Origin of the sequence: Aeromonas sp. Lyrl_2, assembly GCF_051948815.1 — a bacterium.
Classification (GTDB): Bacteria; Pseudomonadota; Gammaproteobacteria; order Enterobacterales; family Aeromonadaceae; genus Aeromonas; species Aeromonas veronii.
The window spans coordinates 162,132-177,642 of the sequence record NZ_JAYJLJ010000002.1; the positions used below are offsets into that span (position 1 = coordinate 162,132).

General features: G+C 57.6%; 15 protein-coding genes. 9 read left to right on the top strand and 6 right to left on the bottom strand.

The genetic code is table 11. The annotated features are described in order from the left end of the window. The first annotated feature begins 16 nt into the window (after positions 1-16). The 7 genes from VF684_RS02485 (at position 17) to VF684_RS02515 (ending at position 6,444) form a co-directional block, all read left to right on the top strand. Positions 17-415 carry an META domain-containing protein gene (locus VF684_RS02485; RefSeq protein ID WP_005359119.1) on the top strand — a complete coding sequence of 133 codons (399 nt, stop codon included), beginning with the start codon at positions 17-19 and terminating at the stop codon, positions 413-415. A gap of 254 nt (positions 416-669) precedes the next feature. Further along, positions 670-1,038 (top strand): ArsR/SmtB family transcription factor, encoded by a 369-nt coding sequence (locus VF684_RS02490; protein ID WP_005338181.1) that lies wholly within the window; start codon positions 670-672, stop codon positions 1,036-1,038. 4 nt (positions 1,039-1,042) lie between these two features. Beyond that, positions 1,043-1,411, top strand: coding sequence for an arsenite efflux transporter metallochaperone ArsD (gene arsD / locus VF684_RS02495; protein WP_106842498.1), 369 nt, complete (start codon positions 1,043-1,045; stop codon positions 1,409-1,411). A gap of 27 nt (positions 1,412-1,438) precedes the next feature. Next, positions 1,439-3,202 carry an arsenical pump-driving ATPase gene (gene arsA, locus VF684_RS02500; protein WP_368176632.1) on the top strand — a complete coding sequence of 588 codons (1,764 nt, stop codon included), beginning with the start codon at positions 1,439-1,441 and terminating at the stop codon, positions 3,200-3,202. Between the two features lie 109 nt (positions 3,203-3,311). Further along, positions 3,312-4,376 carry an ACR3 family arsenite efflux transporter gene (gene arsB / locus VF684_RS02505; RefSeq protein ID WP_005338173.1) on the top strand — a complete coding sequence of 355 codons (1,065 nt, stop codon included), beginning with the start codon at positions 3,312-3,314 and terminating at the stop codon, positions 4,374-4,376. Between the two features lie 75 nt (positions 4,377-4,451). Further along, complete coding sequence (gene arsC, locus VF684_RS02510) at positions 4,452-4,877, top strand: glutaredoxin-dependent arsenate reductase (RefSeq protein WP_005338171.1); 426 nt, start codon at positions 4,452-4,454, stop codon at positions 4,875-4,877. A 358-nt stretch (positions 4,878-5,235) separates the two neighbouring features. Further along, positions 5,236-6,444, top strand: a complete 1,209-nt coding sequence (locus VF684_RS02515; RefSeq protein ID WP_440173624.1) for a NupC/NupG family nucleoside CNT transporter — start codon at positions 5,236-5,238, stop codon at positions 6,442-6,444. A 77-nt stretch (positions 6,445-6,521) separates the two neighbouring features. Here VF684_RS02515 and VF684_RS02520 read toward each other — a convergent pair whose 3' ends face one another. Continuing rightward, a complete protein-coding gene (locus tag VF684_RS02520) occupies positions 6,522-8,621 on the bottom strand; it encodes a hypothetical protein (protein ID WP_440173625.1) in 2,100 nt (699 codons plus the stop codon). A 443-nt stretch (positions 8,622-9,064) separates the two neighbouring features. Between VF684_RS02520 and VF684_RS02525 the strand changes: the two genes are divergently transcribed. Next, positions 9,065-9,214, top strand: coding sequence for a hypothetical protein (locus VF684_RS02525; RefSeq protein WP_005338159.1), 150 nt, complete (start codon positions 9,065-9,067; stop codon positions 9,212-9,214). Positions 9,215-9,397: 183 nt separating this feature from the next. Here the strand turns inward: VF684_RS02525 and VF684_RS02530 are convergent, their stop codons facing one another. After that, positions 9,398-10,174, bottom strand: a complete 777-nt coding sequence (locus VF684_RS02530) for a BPL-N domain-containing protein (RefSeq protein WP_440173628.1) — start codon at positions 10,172-10,174, stop codon at positions 9,398-9,400. 344 nt (positions 10,175-10,518) lie between these two features. On the opposite strand from VF684_RS02530, the gene VF684_RS02535 reads away from it, so the two are divergent. After that, positions 10,519-11,052, top strand: a complete 534-nt coding sequence (locus VF684_RS02535) for a metal-dependent hydrolase (RefSeq protein ID WP_440173630.1) — start codon at positions 10,519-10,521, stop codon at positions 11,050-11,052. A gap of 122 nt (positions 11,053-11,174) precedes the next feature. Here VF684_RS02535 and VF684_RS02540 read toward each other — a convergent pair whose 3' ends face one another. The 4 genes from VF684_RS02540 to trpB all read right to left on the bottom strand — a co-directional run bounded on the left by VF684_RS02540 (position 11,175) and on the right by trpB (position 15,487). Next, entirely contained in the window at positions 11,175-11,732 is a 558-nt protein-coding gene (locus VF684_RS02540) for an SLATT domain-containing protein (protein WP_335851758.1), read from the bottom strand. Next, the gene (locus VF684_RS02545; RefSeq protein WP_440173634.1) at positions 11,710-12,585 is read right to left on the bottom strand and encodes an SMODS domain-containing nucleotidyltransferase; all 876 of its coding nucleotides are present in this window, start codon (positions 12,583-12,585) and stop codon (positions 11,710-11,712) included. Before VF684_RS02545 ends, VF684_RS02540 begins: the two co-directional genes overlap by 23 nt. Positions 12,586-13,490: 905 nt before the next feature. Further along, positions 13,491-14,297: a tryptophan synthase subunit alpha gene (trpA, locus tag VF684_RS02550; RefSeq protein WP_440173637.1), complete on the bottom strand. Its 807-nt coding sequence runs from the start codon at positions 14,295-14,297 to the stop codon at positions 13,491-13,493. Next, the gene (gene trpB / locus VF684_RS02555) at positions 14,294-15,487 is read right to left on the bottom strand and encodes a tryptophan synthase subunit beta (protein WP_106552996.1); all 1,194 of its coding nucleotides are present in this window, start codon (positions 15,485-15,487) and stop codon (positions 14,294-14,296) included. Before trpB ends, trpA begins: the two co-directional genes overlap by 4 nt. Positions 15,488-15,511 lie beyond the last annotated feature (24 nt).

Genomic DNA, 15,511 nt, shown 5'->3' on the forward strand with positions numbered 1-15,511 from the left:
ATTAAGAGGTGAATCCATGAACAAGAAACTGACTCTGCTGGCCGCGCTGGCACTGGGAGGCTGCGCAATGGCAACAGGTTCCAGCATGGCTCAACTGCAAGCATCCAGCTGGCAGCTGCAAGGCGCCACCGGCGATACCTTCACCCTGCAAGTGGTCGACGGCAAGGTGGCGGGCAAGGGTGGCTGTAACCGCTATTTTGGCGGTATCACCAAGCAGGGTGACGGTGTCTTGACGCTGGGCGCCATGGGCTCCACTCGCATGATGTGCATCGGCGACGCCATGAACAAAGAGACCGAGTTCCTGCAAAAGCTGGAGAAGGTGGCAACCTACTCCATCAACGGCAACCAGCTGACTCTGAGCGATGCCAACAAGGCGGCCCTGCTCACCTTCAACGCGGTGCCAGCTGCCAAATAAGGCACGCCTTTGTCTGATTGCCCCGACAGCGCTGACTGTGCTGCCGGTCAAACGCTCTGATACGCCCTCCCTCTGGAGGGCGTCTGTTTATCTGCGATGAGCCCTGTGTGGTCGTCCTCAACGGTTGTTCACTCGTCGCCCCCTTTCTGCCCGGTTTGATGCCAGCACTTCGGATCTTCGTTTCAGTACGTATCTTGATCATTTCAATAATTCTTGTATAGTTGAAATGAAAGGTCGCACCAAGGGGAGTGAAGATGAACAAAGAGATGGCCACCAAGGTCTTTGAATCGCTGGCATCCGGCATTCGGCTCGATGTATGGCGGCTGCTGGTGAAGGCCGGGCTGGAGGGGCGGGTCGCCGGTGAACTGGCCAGCGAGCTCGATATTGCCCCCAATACCCTCTCGTTTCACCTCAAGGCGATGCTCAACACCGGTCTGCTGTCGGTGGAGCAGGAGGGGCGCTTTCTGCGCTACCGCGCCAATATTCCCCTGATGCTGGATGTGATCGCCTACCTTACCGAGGAGTGCTGCGCCGGTCATCCCGAGGCGTGCGGCGTGATGCGTGCCGAGTCAGCCTGCTCCCCCCATGTTCTGCCTGCGCAGCCCTGCTGCAACAAGGAGTAATGCCATGTCCTCCATTCAGATTTTTGATCCCGCCCTCTGCTGCTCCAGCGGTGTCTGCGGTACCGAGGTTGATCAGGCACTGGTCACCTTCGCTGCCGACCTTGCCTGGGCCAAGGAGCAGGGGGTGGCCATCGAGCGTTTCAATCTGGCCCAGCAGCCAATGCAGTTTGCCGAGACTCCTGCCGTCAGCGCTTTTCTGACCCACGCCGGGGAGGAGGGGTTGCCGCTGGTGCTGGTGGAGGGACAGGTGGTGTTGACCGGCCGTTACCCGAACCGCAGCGAGCTGGCCCGTTATGCCGGGTTGCCTGCGCCGCAAGCGGCCATCAAGGGGATCGTCAAGGGCGGCTGCTGCTCCGGCAGTGGTTGCTGCTGAGTCGCGACGCACCATTCGGGAGAGGCTATGTACCATTTTCTGACCAATCCACCGCCGTTTCTCTTTTTCACCGGCAAGGGCGGGGTGGGCAAGACCTCGCTGGCCTGCGCCAGTGCGGTGGCTCTCTGTGATATTGGCAAGCGGGTGCTGCTGGTGAGCACAGATCCTGCCTCCAACGTGGGGCAGGTGTTTGCCACCGAGATCGGCAATCGCGTCACCACCATCGCCGCTGTGCCCGGTTTGTCGGCGCTGGAGATAGATCCCCCTGCGGCGGCCAAAGCCTATCGGGAGCGGATCGTCGGGCCGGTGCGCGGCAAGTTGCCCGAGAGCGTGGTGCGCAGCATCGAGGAGCAGCTCTCTGGCGCCTGCACCACCGAGATCGCCGCCTTTGACGAATTCACCGCCCTGCTGACTGACCAAACGCTGCTGGCCGAGTATGACCATATCGTCTTTGATACGGCGCCAACCGGCCACACCATCCGGCTGCTGCAACTGCCGGGCGCCTGGAGCGAATTTCTGGAGCAGGGCAAGGGGGATGCCTCCTGCCTCGGCCCGCTGGCGGGGTTGGAGAAACAGCGCAGCCAGTATGCCGAGGCGGTCGCCGCACTGGCTGATGCCACTCGCACCCGGTTGGTGCTGGTGGCGCGGGCCCAACAATCCACTCTGCGGGAAGTGGCCCGCACCCACGAAGAGCTGGCCGCCATCGGCTTGTTGAACCAGCAACTGGTGATCAATGGCCTCTTCCCCGAAGGCGCCATTGCCGCAGATCCGCTGGCAATGGCGCTCTGGCAGCGCGAACAACAGGCTCTCGCCCAGATGCCGCAAGGGATAAAAGGGCTGGCGCAGGATCATATCCCGCTGCTGGCCACCAATCTGGTGGGGGTCGACAGTTTGCGGTTGTTGCTGCAATCAGAGGGAACAGCCGCTCAATTCTCGACAATACAGTCCACTGTCAAGCAAGCCCAGCCCGAGTTGAGTTCGCTGGTGGACGAGCTGGCCGCCGATTGTCACGGCCTTATCATGCTGATGGGCAAGGGCGGGGTGGGCAAGACCACCTTGGCGGCCGCTGTGGCAGTGGAGCTGGCGAGCCGCGGCTTGCCGGTGCACCTCACCACCTCGGATCCCGCCGCGCACCTGAGCGAGACGCTGGCAGCTAGTCTGCCCCATCTGGAGGTGAGCCGCATCGACCCCCACGCCGAGACCGAGCGTTACCGCGCCCAGGTGCTGGCCACCAAGGGAGCGGCCCTGGACGAGCAGGGGAGGGCACTGCTGGAGGAGGACTTGCGCTCCCCCTGTACCGAGGAGATTGCCGTGTTTCAGGCTTTCTCGCGCATCATTCACGAGGCGGGCAAGCGCTTCGTAGTGATGGATACCGCCCCCACCGGCCACACCCTGCTGCTGCTCGACGCCACCGGCGCCTACCACAGGGAGATCGCTCGCCAGATGGGAAACAAGGGGCTGCACTTCACCACCCCCATGATGCAGTTGCAGGACCCCAAACAGACCAAGGTGTTGATTGTGACGCTGCCCGAGCCGACGCCAGTGCAGGAGGCGGCCAATCTGCAATCCGATTTGCGCCGGGCCGGCATCGAGCCCTGGGGCTGGCTCATCAACCACAGCTTGCAGCAAGCCGCGGTCAGCTCGCCGCTGCTGCAACAGCGGGCCGAGCGCCAGTTGCCCCATATCGAGGCGGTCGAGCAGCAACATGCCAGCCGCTTCGCCGTGGTGCCGCTGCTCGCCGAGGAGCCGGTGGGGCCGGATGCCCTGCGCCGCCTCTGCCAGCACCATTGAGTCGCCGCCCCGGCCTGCTGCCGGGGCGGCTTGAATATGCCGTTACTTGTTATAAACCCGTGTTTTGAACCAATAGAAGATGCGAAATTGCGCCGCATCGGGAGCTGTGATGTCTGCAACATGTGATGCCAAGGCCGTGCCTGCCATCGGCTTTTTTGAACGTTATCTGACCGCCTGGGTCGCCCTCTGCATTCTGGTGGGGATTGGGCTCGGGCAGGGGTTGCCGGATCTCTTCAAGGCGATCGGCGCCATGGAGGTGGCCAAGGTCAACCTGCCGGTGGGGCTGCTGATCTGGGTGATGATCATCCCCATGCTGCTCAAGATCGACTTTGGCGCCCTGCATCAGGTGAAGGGCCACATGAAGGGCATTGGGGTCACCCTCTTTATCAACTGGCTGGTCAAGCCCTTCTCCATGGCCTTCCTCGGCTGGCTCTTTATCCGTGTGCTGTTTGCCGACTGGCTGCCGGCGGATCAACTCGACAGTTACGTAGCGGGGCTGATCCTGCTGGCGGCGGCCCCCTGCACCGCCATGGTGTTTGTCTGGAGTCGCCTCACCAACGGCGATCCCTACTTCACCCTGTCGCAGGTGGCGGTGAACGACCTCATCATGGTGTTTGCCTTCGCACCGCTGGTGGCGCTGCTGCTCGGGGTCTCCAGCATCATAGTGCCGTGGGATACCCTGCTCACTTCGGTGGTGCTCTATATCGTCATTCCGGTCATCATCGCCCAGCTGCTGCGCAAGGCTTTGCTGAAAAAGGGAGAGGCCCATTTTGACGGCGTCATGACCCGCATCCAGCCCTGGTCGGTGGCGGCCCTGCTGCTCACTCTGGTGCTGCTGTTTGCCTTTCAGGGCAACGCCATCATTGAGCAGCCGCTGGTTATCGCCCTGTTGGCGGTGCCCATTCTGATCCAGGTGCTATTCAACTCCGGGCTGGCTTACTGGCTCAACCGCAAGGTGGGGGAGAAGCACTCGGTTGCCTGTCCTTCCGCCCTGATCGGCGCCTCCAACTTCTTCGAGCTGGCGGTGGCCGCCGCCATCAGCCTGTTCGGCTTTCACTCCGGCGCGGCGCTCGCCACCGTGGTTGGCGTGCTGATCGAGGTGCCGGTCATGCTGCTGGTGGTGCGGGTGGTTAACGCCAGCAAACCCTGGTACGAAGCGGGGCTGAGCCGTTAACTGATGGCCGCTAACAGCTGGCCGCGAACTGATGCTATCCATTTTCTATTCACTTGATTAATGAGAGACACGCAAATGAGTGCAATCACCATCTATCACAACCCGGAGTGTGGTACCTCCCGCAACACCCTGGAGCTGATCCGCAACAGCGGCGTGGAACCCACTGTCATCCACTATCTGGAGACGCCCCCCTCCCGTGACCAGCTGGTGGCGCTGATCGCTGCCATGGCCATGCCGGTGCGCGATCTGCTGCGCAAGAACGTGCCGCCTTACGAGGCGCTTGGGCTGGCGGAAGATCGTTTCAGCGATGATGAACTGATCGATGCCATGCTGGCCCACCCCATCCTCATCAACCGGCCTATCGTGGTCACGCCGCTTGGCACCAAGCTGTGCCGTCCGTCGGAAGTGGTGCTCGATATTCTGCCCGATCAGCAAAAAGGGGCCTTCGCCAAGGAGGATGGCGAGCAGGTGGTGGATGCGAGCGGCAAGCGCCTCAAGTAATCATCTGAACGCTCAAGTACGGATTGAAACAGGGCCAGCTTCACGCTGGCCCTGTTTCGTTCTGTGAACAAGTTGAAAAAGTTACTCCGGCCAATCGTTTTACCGCTTTTTCTGTGACGATGATCACTGTACCATCGCCGCCCGACCTGCCACCCGGCCGCATCTCCCCCTGCGACGGCGCTGGCGTCACCCGATACATGCTGTCACCCGGAACGTGAATGACCCCAGGATGGGACCCGCCACTAACCTGTAGGTTTGTGGTCTGCGTGTCGCGTGGGTCGGCACCTCTCCCGCCGGATCGCCCGCGACGCCTGTCTGCAGACTTGCCATATGAAACTCCTCTCTTCATAGGTGCAAGATGACACTGTTATTGAGTCTGGTCGGTATGCTGGCCCTGATGTTTATCGCCTGGCTGGCGAGTGAAAACCGCCGAGCCATCCGCTGGCGAACCGTGCTGGGTGCGCTCGCCCTGCAAACCGGTTTTGCTGCGCTGGTGCTCTATTTTCCCCCCGGACAAATCATGCTCGGAGCCATGAGCAATGGCGTCTCCGCCCTGCTCGGCTTTGCCGACAGCGGCATCCGTTTCGTGTTTGGCGATCTCGCCAGCAACGGTTTTATCTTCGCCGTGCGGGTGCTGCCGCTGGTGATTTTTATCAGCGCGCTGATCGCCGTGCTCTACCACTTCGGCATCATGCAGTGGGTGATCCGGGTACTGGGCGGCGCCGTGCACCGCCTGCTCGGCACCAGCCGCGCCGAATCCCTGGTGGCCACCGGCAATATCTTCCTCTCGCAAGGGGAGTCGCCGCTGCTTATTCGTCCCTTCCTCGCCGGTATGACCCGCTCCGAACTCTTTGCGGTGATGACCTGCGGCATGGCCTCGGTGGCGGGCTCGGTGCTGGGTGGTTACGCCGGTCTGGGTGTGGATTTGAAATACCTCATCGCCGCCTCCTTTATGGCGGCGCCGGGTGGCCTGCTGATGGCCAAACTGCTGGTGCCGGAGCAGCAGCAGGTGAGTGATCAGACCGAGATCACCCTCGACAAGAGCGACTACAGCAACGCCATCGACGCACTGGCGGGTGGCGCCATGGGCGGCATGAAGATCGCCGTGGCCATCGGCACTATCCTGCTAGCCTTTGTCAGCGTCATCACCATGATCAACGCCGGTCTCACCACTGTCGGCGAGTGGTTCGGCTGGGCCGATCTCTCCCTGCAGCAGCTGCTGGGCTATCTGTTTGCTCCGGTGGCCTGGCTGATTGGCGTGCCCGCCAGTGAGATGATGGCGGCAGGCTCCCTGATTGGTCAGAAGGTGATCATGAACGAGTTTGTCGCCTATCTGGACTTTGCCAACATCAAGGAGGGTCTGAGCGCACACACCCAGATCATCATCACCTTCGCATTGTGCGGTTTTGCCAATCTGGGCTCCATTGCGGTGCAGCTCGGCTCCATCGGCACCATGGCGCCGGAGCGCCGTCACGATGTGGCCAATATGGGCTTCAAGGCAGTGTTGGCGGCGACCCTGGCCAACCTGATGAGCGCCACCCTGGCCGGGATCTTTGTCTCCCTCTGATGAGATAAAGCCAGGCTGCGCCAGTAAAAAAGCGCCCGCCCCATGTGGGGCGGGCGCTTTGCTTTATGGGCTGGGTGCTAGCGAGTGTTCGCTTCCCCCAGCCGTGGGTTGAGGGAGAGGATCCGGGTCTTGCTGACCCGGTGGCGATAGATCTCCCGCAGATAGAGCAGCGCCTTTTTCACCGATTCGCGACTGAGGCGAATATCGTTGATGGAGACGAACTTCTCCTTCTCGCGGATAAGCTCCCGATATTTCTTCTCATACATGGGCTTGATGGCGTACCAGTTGGTATCGAGGATCTTGGCCGGGTTCTCGAACTCGTTGAGCATGCTGTCGAGCAGCGTATCGTTCCACTCCTCATTGCAGATCATCTCGATCACCGCCTTGTCCAGATGCTCATCGAAGCGATAGTGATCCTTGGCAAAGCAGCGCTTGATAAAGGCCACGATCAGGGTCAGGAAGTCATCGCTCAGGCAGGGGCTCTTGACGATCAGGGTGGTGAGGGAGATGTTGGCCGACGCCCCGATGACCAGCGCATACCGCTTGAGGGTGGTATTGGGGAAGAGCCCGTTGAGGTGAGACTTGAGCCGGTTGAGATCCATATAGGAGAGCTTGTACTCCTTGGGCAGGGAGATGATCGACACCACAGAGGAGCAGTTCTTGAAGAAGTGCAGCTCGTTGAGGTGGGCCGGGTCATGGCCACTTTTCACATAGTCGTCCAGATACTCCCGATAGTTGCCCGCCTCGATGGGCAGCAGACTGATCCCCTCGATGGCCTGGGTCATCTTGTTGAAGTGGGGCAGCTCGATGGAACGGGTGAAGAGATCGTCCACATTGAGCCCGTCCTCCTTGTCAAACAGGCCGCCGGGGGGCGAGATGGACTCGGCATACGCCACCGCCACCGGCCCCGCCAGACTCATAAAGAGGTCGTTGGCATCGAGTCGAATGGTCTCGCTGATGTCGATGCCCGCCCGGCGAAAGTAGTTCTCGTCGTAGTCGGTGGTGACGGCCTGGGCGGTGAGGATGTTGAAGATCTGCTGGGAGATGTACTGGTTGGCGTACTTCTCCATGGTGTTGACGTCAACATGCTGGATCTCGCCATCGTCGCTCTCTTCGGCGTAGCGCATGATGTCGTTGGAGATCAGCATCATGGCATTCCAGGGCCTGATCCGCTTGAGCATGCTGGCATCGCAAGCCTGCTCGTTGTCGAAGTGATAGGAGAAGTCCCACTCCTCGGCCAGATACTTGCACAGCAAACGCCCCGCGTTGATGTGCAACGCTTCCGAGATCTCGATACCCCGATCACAGATATTGGGCAGGATGCAGATGCCGCTGGTGAAGATGGGATCGAACATGAAGTGCTCCCCGAGGGAGAGGTGCTCCTCCTCTTCTGACGGGGGTGAAAAGGTCTTGCTCATGTAGGAGTACTGCTGGGCCAGCCCGAACTCGGAGGCCATGCCGGAGCCGGTACCGCCCCCGGCACTGAAGATGTAGAAATAGAGGCGGGACTGGTTGGCCTTGATGCCGCAGGAGTCCACCAGATAGGTATGAATGGCCTGCCACTCGGAGTTGGCGAAGTAGTGGGGGCTCTTGTTGAGGATGATCTTGGCCAGATACTGGCCAAGGATAGGGGCGTTACCCGCGCCTCCCGCGTGGATCTCCGACAAGTCCATCACCCGCATCTTGGCGTAATCACGCAAGGAGCCACCTTCGCCGCTGCGATTGGAGTGGCGGATGCGGCCATCGATGTCCTTGTCCAGATCCCCCAGCATCACCATGGGCTCGATCAGAAAGACCGGTCGAGCCCCGTTGTTTGGCAGCCGCAGATTGCGCCGGATCCAGCTCACCGGGCCAAACTCCTTCTCCCGCTTTCGTTGCTCTTCACTATTGAACTCATTGAGATAAAAGCTGCGGGCGTTGTAGACCAGCGAGGCCACATCCTGCGCGATGTTGGAGCCGCAGCGTCCCAGCCCCACCAGACAGACGGACGGAAAGTTGTGGGGTACGGTGGCGCCCGTTTCACTCTCTCCGATGGCGGCCGGAAACACCGCGTGGCGCAGCTGTTCCAGATTGGCGAGAATGCGGGCCAGATCCCCTTCGGTGTAGTAGAGGTAACGGTTGCCTGCGTCCTGCTCATCATCCGTGCTGATAGGTAGCAGATCGATATGCTCGGTCATGAAAAAAGATCCCTCTTGGCGGCGAATGTATATAAATCAGCAGCTTTTGGACTGCCCGCTAACTCTAGATGATAAAAAGCGGGGGCGCGGTGAGAGGAGGGCGATAGTTGTGACTGTGTGATCATGGGCACAGCAACACCCCGCAAATCTGCCGGTACTCCTCACCGGACGGATTGGGTGATGGCACCCCATCCCCCTGACAAACGGGGAGACCGCACTCAATCATGTGTTGGCCGCGTGCCGGATTATCCCGCTCTGAGCGGCCAGTTTCCCTTGCGCTGGCGTGGTGGAACAAACACGAAAAGAATTTTTAGATTGGTTTTACTATTTCCAATCGATTATTTGATTGGGCAGTAACGGCATTAGCGGTGTCAGATTAGGGGAGCAGGTTGGCCAACGCGCCGTCAGCCAGTCTTTACGCGGTCACACAAGGAGACACTCTGATGGAAACACTTGACCAGAAAATCGACACCATGCGAGAAGCATTTATGCAGCAGGAGCGCAAACAGGCCCACGACAAGTGGCAAGCCAGGGTCGAGGAGCTGCTACAGATACGGGGTGAGGAGAGACAACCGGAGGAGCAGGAAGAGTAGTGCTCGCTCCCGGGCGAAAGTTGAGGTAGCGAACGCTTCGTATCGGCTACCCGTTATCTACCACCGATAAAAAAACCACCGACCTTTTGCCGGTCGGTGGTTTTTTTTATGGATTGCTGCCGATTGGCTGGCCTGACTTCCGGGCCGAGCAATGGGGTCACATCCAGGGGTGTAGGGATGTGACTACTTCGAATGGGTGACGGGCTCTTCGGAGAGCAACTCGTTAACGAGTCCTGCAGCCAGATGAATATTCGACTCCATCTTGTCGCCATCCACCGCATTCTCTTTCCACGATTCGGGGGCTTCGGGGTGTGGCCCGGAAACGGCCACCTTGCCTTTGCCGTATGAGCTGATCAGCGCGGCAATCTGATGGTTTTGAAAATGGGCGATAACCTTGACCTGCTCTGGGCTTGGCACCGGCGTAAATTGCGGGCCGGCTTGGTAATACATCTGGCGTTCTTCACCAAGCCAGGTGATCGGGAAGATCCTGGCGCTAAAGTCGCCGTCATAATCATCGGATGTGGCAGGGACAAGGCCCAGCGCCGGCACAAAGCCCTCCTCCTCAGACCAGCCGGTGGATGCCACAAAGGCGCCCCCACAGATCCCGAGGTAGCGGCCACCGCTTAGCAAATAGGTTTTTAATGCCGAGCGCGCGTCCGCGGTGAAGGCGTTGAGAAGCGGCTCAACATCGTCCTCTGTACCGCCAACGATAAACACCTTGGCATTATCGAGCTCTGCAGGCAGCGCTTCGATATTGGAGAGATACCTGACCGGCAAGCCCACCTGCCTGACCACATCCGCAATCGCCTTCGTGCTATCCCCATCAGAAACAGGCCCGTTATAGATCAGCGCATACGGCTCTTGCTGCGGCTGTGCAGAGGCGGCCTCTGCCATGCACCCTGTCATTAACCAAAGGCTGATAACGCTCGCAATCCGCATGACGCTTTTTGGTACATTCATCGCTGCCACTATCCCTGTGATGTGAATCGAAGAGACTACTTATCACGATCCCGCTCTGTATGTCAGCCGCTGTTAAATGAACATTTCAAGTTAACGTGCCAAGGCTGATTGGCGCTGCGTTTATCTAACTGCGAGCCAATACAGAGGAAACAAAGGAAAGAAGCTCAGCCCCGGCTTTGGGGACGCGCGCAACAGCCGTTTTCATCACTTCCTGAGTGACGCCTCTTATGGCTGATGGATAAGGATTCGAGGGAGGAATCAAGCAACATAAGAGGGTGCACTTCACCTTCACTTCACCGAGCGGGGGTAGGGTAGGCTCACGTTTTCATTTGGAGCTTTTCGATATGCCCACCATAGTCACCCACGCCGCCGTACCTCTCTGCCTTGGACTGGGGCTTGGCAGCCGGATTATCCCACCGCGCTTGCTGCTGGCGGGGGTTGCCATCGCCATGCTGCCCGATGCCGATGTGCTCGCCTTTAAACTGGGGGTCGCCTACGGCCATGTCTTTGGCCACCGCGGCTTTACCCACTCCCTGTTGTTCGCCTTTGCCTTGCCCACCCTGGCCATGTTGTTTCACCGCCAATTTCGGGCCCGCGCCGCCACCGTCTGGTCGTTTCTGTTGATCTCTCTGCTCTCCCACAGCCTGCTCGATTCCCTCACCACCGGCGGCAAGGGGGTTGGCTGGCTCTGGCCGTGGCGTGACGAGCGTTTCTTCGCCCCCTGGCAGGTGATCCGGGTCGCCCCCTTCAAGCTGGAGACCTATCTCACCGCCCGAGGTGAGGCGGTGATCCTCTCCGAGCTCTACTGGGTCTGGCTGCCGGGGGTTGTATTGTTGCTGGTATTGATGGGGTGGCGGGTGTGGAAAAAGGAGAGGTAGTGGTGGGATTGGAAAGGGAGGGGTTATATTGTGGCTGAGCAAAAAATCAAAAACTGCCCCCCATCTTTTGTGTTCTGGCTATGCAATGTTTTGCTTATAAAGATGGGGGGCCTGATTTTTACTTATTTCCTGAGAGCAGCTGGGAGAAGTTTATTTATCTCTTCATCATTGAAAGTCATTTCCTCCATATTTTTTAAGGCGTTAGATGCTGCATTATAAGCTTTGTCAATAGTCCTCGGGGCACCTTTGTATATCTTATGTAGATCAGCTTGTAGCTGGTCTCTAGTTGTTTTTATTTCGTCAATGGAAAGTGAATTCGATTTAATGTCGGTCAAAAGAGATAAATAGTTTTCTCTTATATTCCAGATGGAGGCAGCGGCGACAGAATGCTTTTGTGCTAAGCCACCTAGGTCATAATTCTTAACATAGGCGTTGATTATTGTTAGGATTAAAGAAATGATTACAGAAATAATACCAATTGTCTTACTGTCACCAAAGACAGAGACCATAATTCCAGATGTAGTTATAGCAGATAAAATAATCTGCCAGAATTTAATTCTATCTTGTTTTTTTAAAAGTAAGTCCGCACATTTCTCTTGAGTTTTATGTGTCCAAACTGCGCGACCATAACACTCTCTGATTTGAGCTTCTAAAATTTCAATTTGGGAATTTTGTTCCATATATCTCACGCCATTTTTTATTAGCTGAATATTCCTGGTTGTTGGCTTCATACTCAATAGCTTTAATCGCTATATTGTAGCATTGTTTGGCTTTATATTCGAACTTTCCCTTTCTCCATACATATTTTAAACTGCCTGGTGCTAGCCAATACTCTTGTTCTTCATTCTGTTCACTTAAAAATTTTAAAAAATCTCTGGTCATCCAATCATAATAAACGAAGGATTTGTCTTTGTATTCCCAATTAGAAAGAAATCTGTAGGCCAAAGTGTCTATCAATAACCCGCCGATTGGTACGTCCCATTGGTCTTTCCATGCTCTTGCCATTCTAGCGAGTCTTTTTAAATTCTTATTCCAATTTTTATTTGCTGTATTCATTTCATCAATTTCGGCTTTTGGATCGGTAGTTTTCCATGAGCCGCCATTATTTGTGTCTGGGTACGTATAACTATCATCAGTGTTGATAAATGCTGGAACAATCTCGAAACAGATACCATCGGTAAAATCTATTTTTATTACTTGACCATCAGCTCTCATATATGAGTGATATGTCTTTTGAATAGATGCTTTAACTTCTTGCAGTAGTGCTGATTGTCCATTCCCTTGATAAGCATTGTATTGAGTGTATTTTCCATAAGGTAATTTAAAAATAACATCAATATCACTGACGTGTATTGCTGTACCTCTGCCATATGAACCAACATACAGGCTATTATTTGTATCTGAACTACTATCCCAAAAATCCATATTTAGCTGTTTTGTTATTCTTTTATATCTATAACGAATGTCATCAACCGTTTCATCTGACATTCGTAATGAACTACAAAAAGTAGAAAACTTATCTGAAATACTCATAAATCCTCTTGAGTTTATAACTGTAATTTGAGAAATGGCTGCACTAATCCAATAGCAGAGCCTTCCATATAACTCTTCTCTGCCCTGATATCTCGTATGTTGGGCTAAAAATCGTAGGTTGATGCTTCACGAAGTGAAGCCCAACGTTTACCGCGAATATATCTGTAGATCTGGTTTACGGGTCTGCCACATCCTTGTTTACCCCGAACTGGTTGGCGCAATAATACTCGCCTGTTGGGCTTTGCTACACGTTGCGTCAACCTACAAAAAAACCACGCTACCGCCCCTGAGTGACAGCTCCCAGTTCGCTGCTTTTAACCTGCGAGATAGCAACAATCGCAGCCATGGTGCACTCCCGAGAGAGGGATTGTCGTTTGGCTATCTTAAGGGGGAGGGGGGAGCGTTGAGAAGCGGGTGTTGGCGGGAATCTGTGTTGGATCAATAAATTAGCCATCAGCAGTATTTAATTTGAGCAAATTCGGTTGCCGTAGCTTCCCCTCACCCCAACCCTCTCCCAAGGGGAGAGGGGGCTTGTTCACTGTTGCACGGTAGCCTCAGGCGGGCACGGTTTTGATCCCCCCTCTGATTCGCTGAGCCGAAGGTACCCGACGTCAGTCGGGCGAATAAGCGGGGAGAAGACCTTTGGTGTGATTTGCTAAAGAGAGCGGGTCTTTCCAAAGTCACTCGCCCGAGCCCGAAGGGCGGGCGAAACCCCGTCGAGGGCGGCGCCCTCGTGTCCTGCGTGGCGAAGCCGCGCCATAGCATCAGCATCAATTCCGCGAACGTCTGATTACGCTTCGCTAATCAGACCTACAAGGGTGGCACCAACCAGGGATGGTGGATAACAAAAGGGAGCCCGCTTGGGCTCCCTTGCTTGTCATGGGGGTGGGCGTTTGACTGAACGCTTAGCGCAGGGTCGCGGCCTTCATCCCTTCCACAAACTCTTTCAGACGGGTCAGCATATGCTCCGGGTTCTGGTGGTGGGTTTCGATGATCTTCACCACGGCGGAGCCGGAGATGGCACCGGCGGCGCCAGCGGCGATGGCCTCACGCACCTGAGCCGGTTCGCTGATGCCAAAGCCGAGCAGGGCGGGGGGGGCGTTGAACTCGCGCAGGGTATTGATCAGCCCTTCCACCGGCATGCCGGCCTTGGTCTCGGCACCGGTGACGCCGGCGCGGCTCACCAGATAGGTGTAACCATTGCCGAGCTCCGCCACCTGTTTCAGGGTCTCTGCGTCGCCATTGGGCGGGGCGATAAAGATGCTGTCGATGCCGAACTTGTCGGCGGCCGCCTTGTAGGGGGCGCACATCTGCACCGGCACGTCGGCAACCAGCACCGAGTCCACGCCCGCCTGCTGGCACTTCTCGTAGAAGCCGTCAATTTTGCGCACATAGACCAGGTTGGCGTAGACCAAGAGGCCAATGGGCAGCTGCGGGTACTTGGCGCGGATGCGGCCAAGCAGCTCGAAGCAGTCGTCCGGGGTGGTGTGGCTGGCAAACGCGCGCAGGGCGGCGCCCTGAATGGTGGGGCCGTCCGCTACCGGATCGGAGAAGGGAATGCCGAGCTCGAGGGCATCGGCGCCCCCTGCGACCAGCGCATCGACGATGGCCTGCGACAATTCGGGGGTGGGGTCACCCAGCATCACGAACGGCACAAAGGCGCCCTGATTGGCTTCATCCAGACGGGAGAAGAGTTGTGCGTAACGGTTCATGACAAGGTTCCTTCTTTCTCGAAAATATCGGCAACGGTGAAGATATCTTTGTCGCCACGGCCGGAGAGGTTGACGATGAGCACCTGCTCTTTTTCCGGTTCACTGCGGGCCATCTTGAGGGCGTGGGCCAGCGCGTGGGAGGACTCCAGCGCCGGGATGATGCCTTCGGATTTGGCCAGCTCCTGGAAGGCGTCCAGCGCCTCCTTGTCGGTCACCGAGGGGTACTCGGCGCGGCCGATGGCGGCCAGATGGGCGTGCTGCGGGCCGACGGAGGGGAAATCGAGCCCCGCCGAGACGGAGTAGGACTCCTGGATCTGACCCTGAGTGTCCTGCATCAGGTAGGAGTGCATGCCAAAGAAGACCCCCTTGCTGCCGTGACCGAGCGGCGCACCGTGCTCGCCACTCTCGATGCCGTGACCGCCCGGCTCGACGCCGATGAGGCGCACCGACGGCTCATCGATAAAGTCGGCAAACATGCCGATGGCGTTCGACCCACCGCCGACGCAGGCGATCACCGCATCGGGCAGTCGCTCTTCCTTCTCGAAGCACTGGGCCTTGGCCTCTTCGCCGATCATCTTCTGGAACTCCCGCACGATAGTGGGGAAGGGGTGCGGGCCTGCGGCGGTGCCGAGCAGGTAGTGGGCCGACTCGTAGTTGGCAGCCCAGTCGCGCAGCGCCTCGTTGCAGGCATCTTTCAGGGTGCTGGAGCCGGAGTGCACCGGAATGACGGTGGCGCCCATCAGCTTCATGCGAAATACGTTCGGTTTCTGGCGCTCGCAATCCTTGGCGCCCATATAGACCCGGCACTTGAGACCGAGCAGGGCGCAGGCCAGCGCAGTGGCCACACCGTGCTGACCGGCACCGGTCTCGGCGATGATCTCGCTCTTGCCCATCCGCTTGGCCAGCAGCGCCTGACCCAGCACCTGGTTGGTCTTGTGGGCGCCGCCGTGCAGCAGATCTTCACGCTTGAGATAGAGGCGGGTCTTGGTGCCCTTGGTCAGATTGCGGGTGAGGGTGAGCGGGGTCGGGCGACCGGCATACTCGGTCAGCAGGGACTGAAACTCGGCGATAAAGGCCGGGTCATCCTTGGCATCGACGAAGGCTTTCTCCAGCTGGAGCAGGGCCGGGATAAGGATTTGGGGTACATACATACCGCCAAATTCACCGAAAAACGGGTTGAGCAGGGTCATGGCTTCTTCCTTGTATTAGCTAAA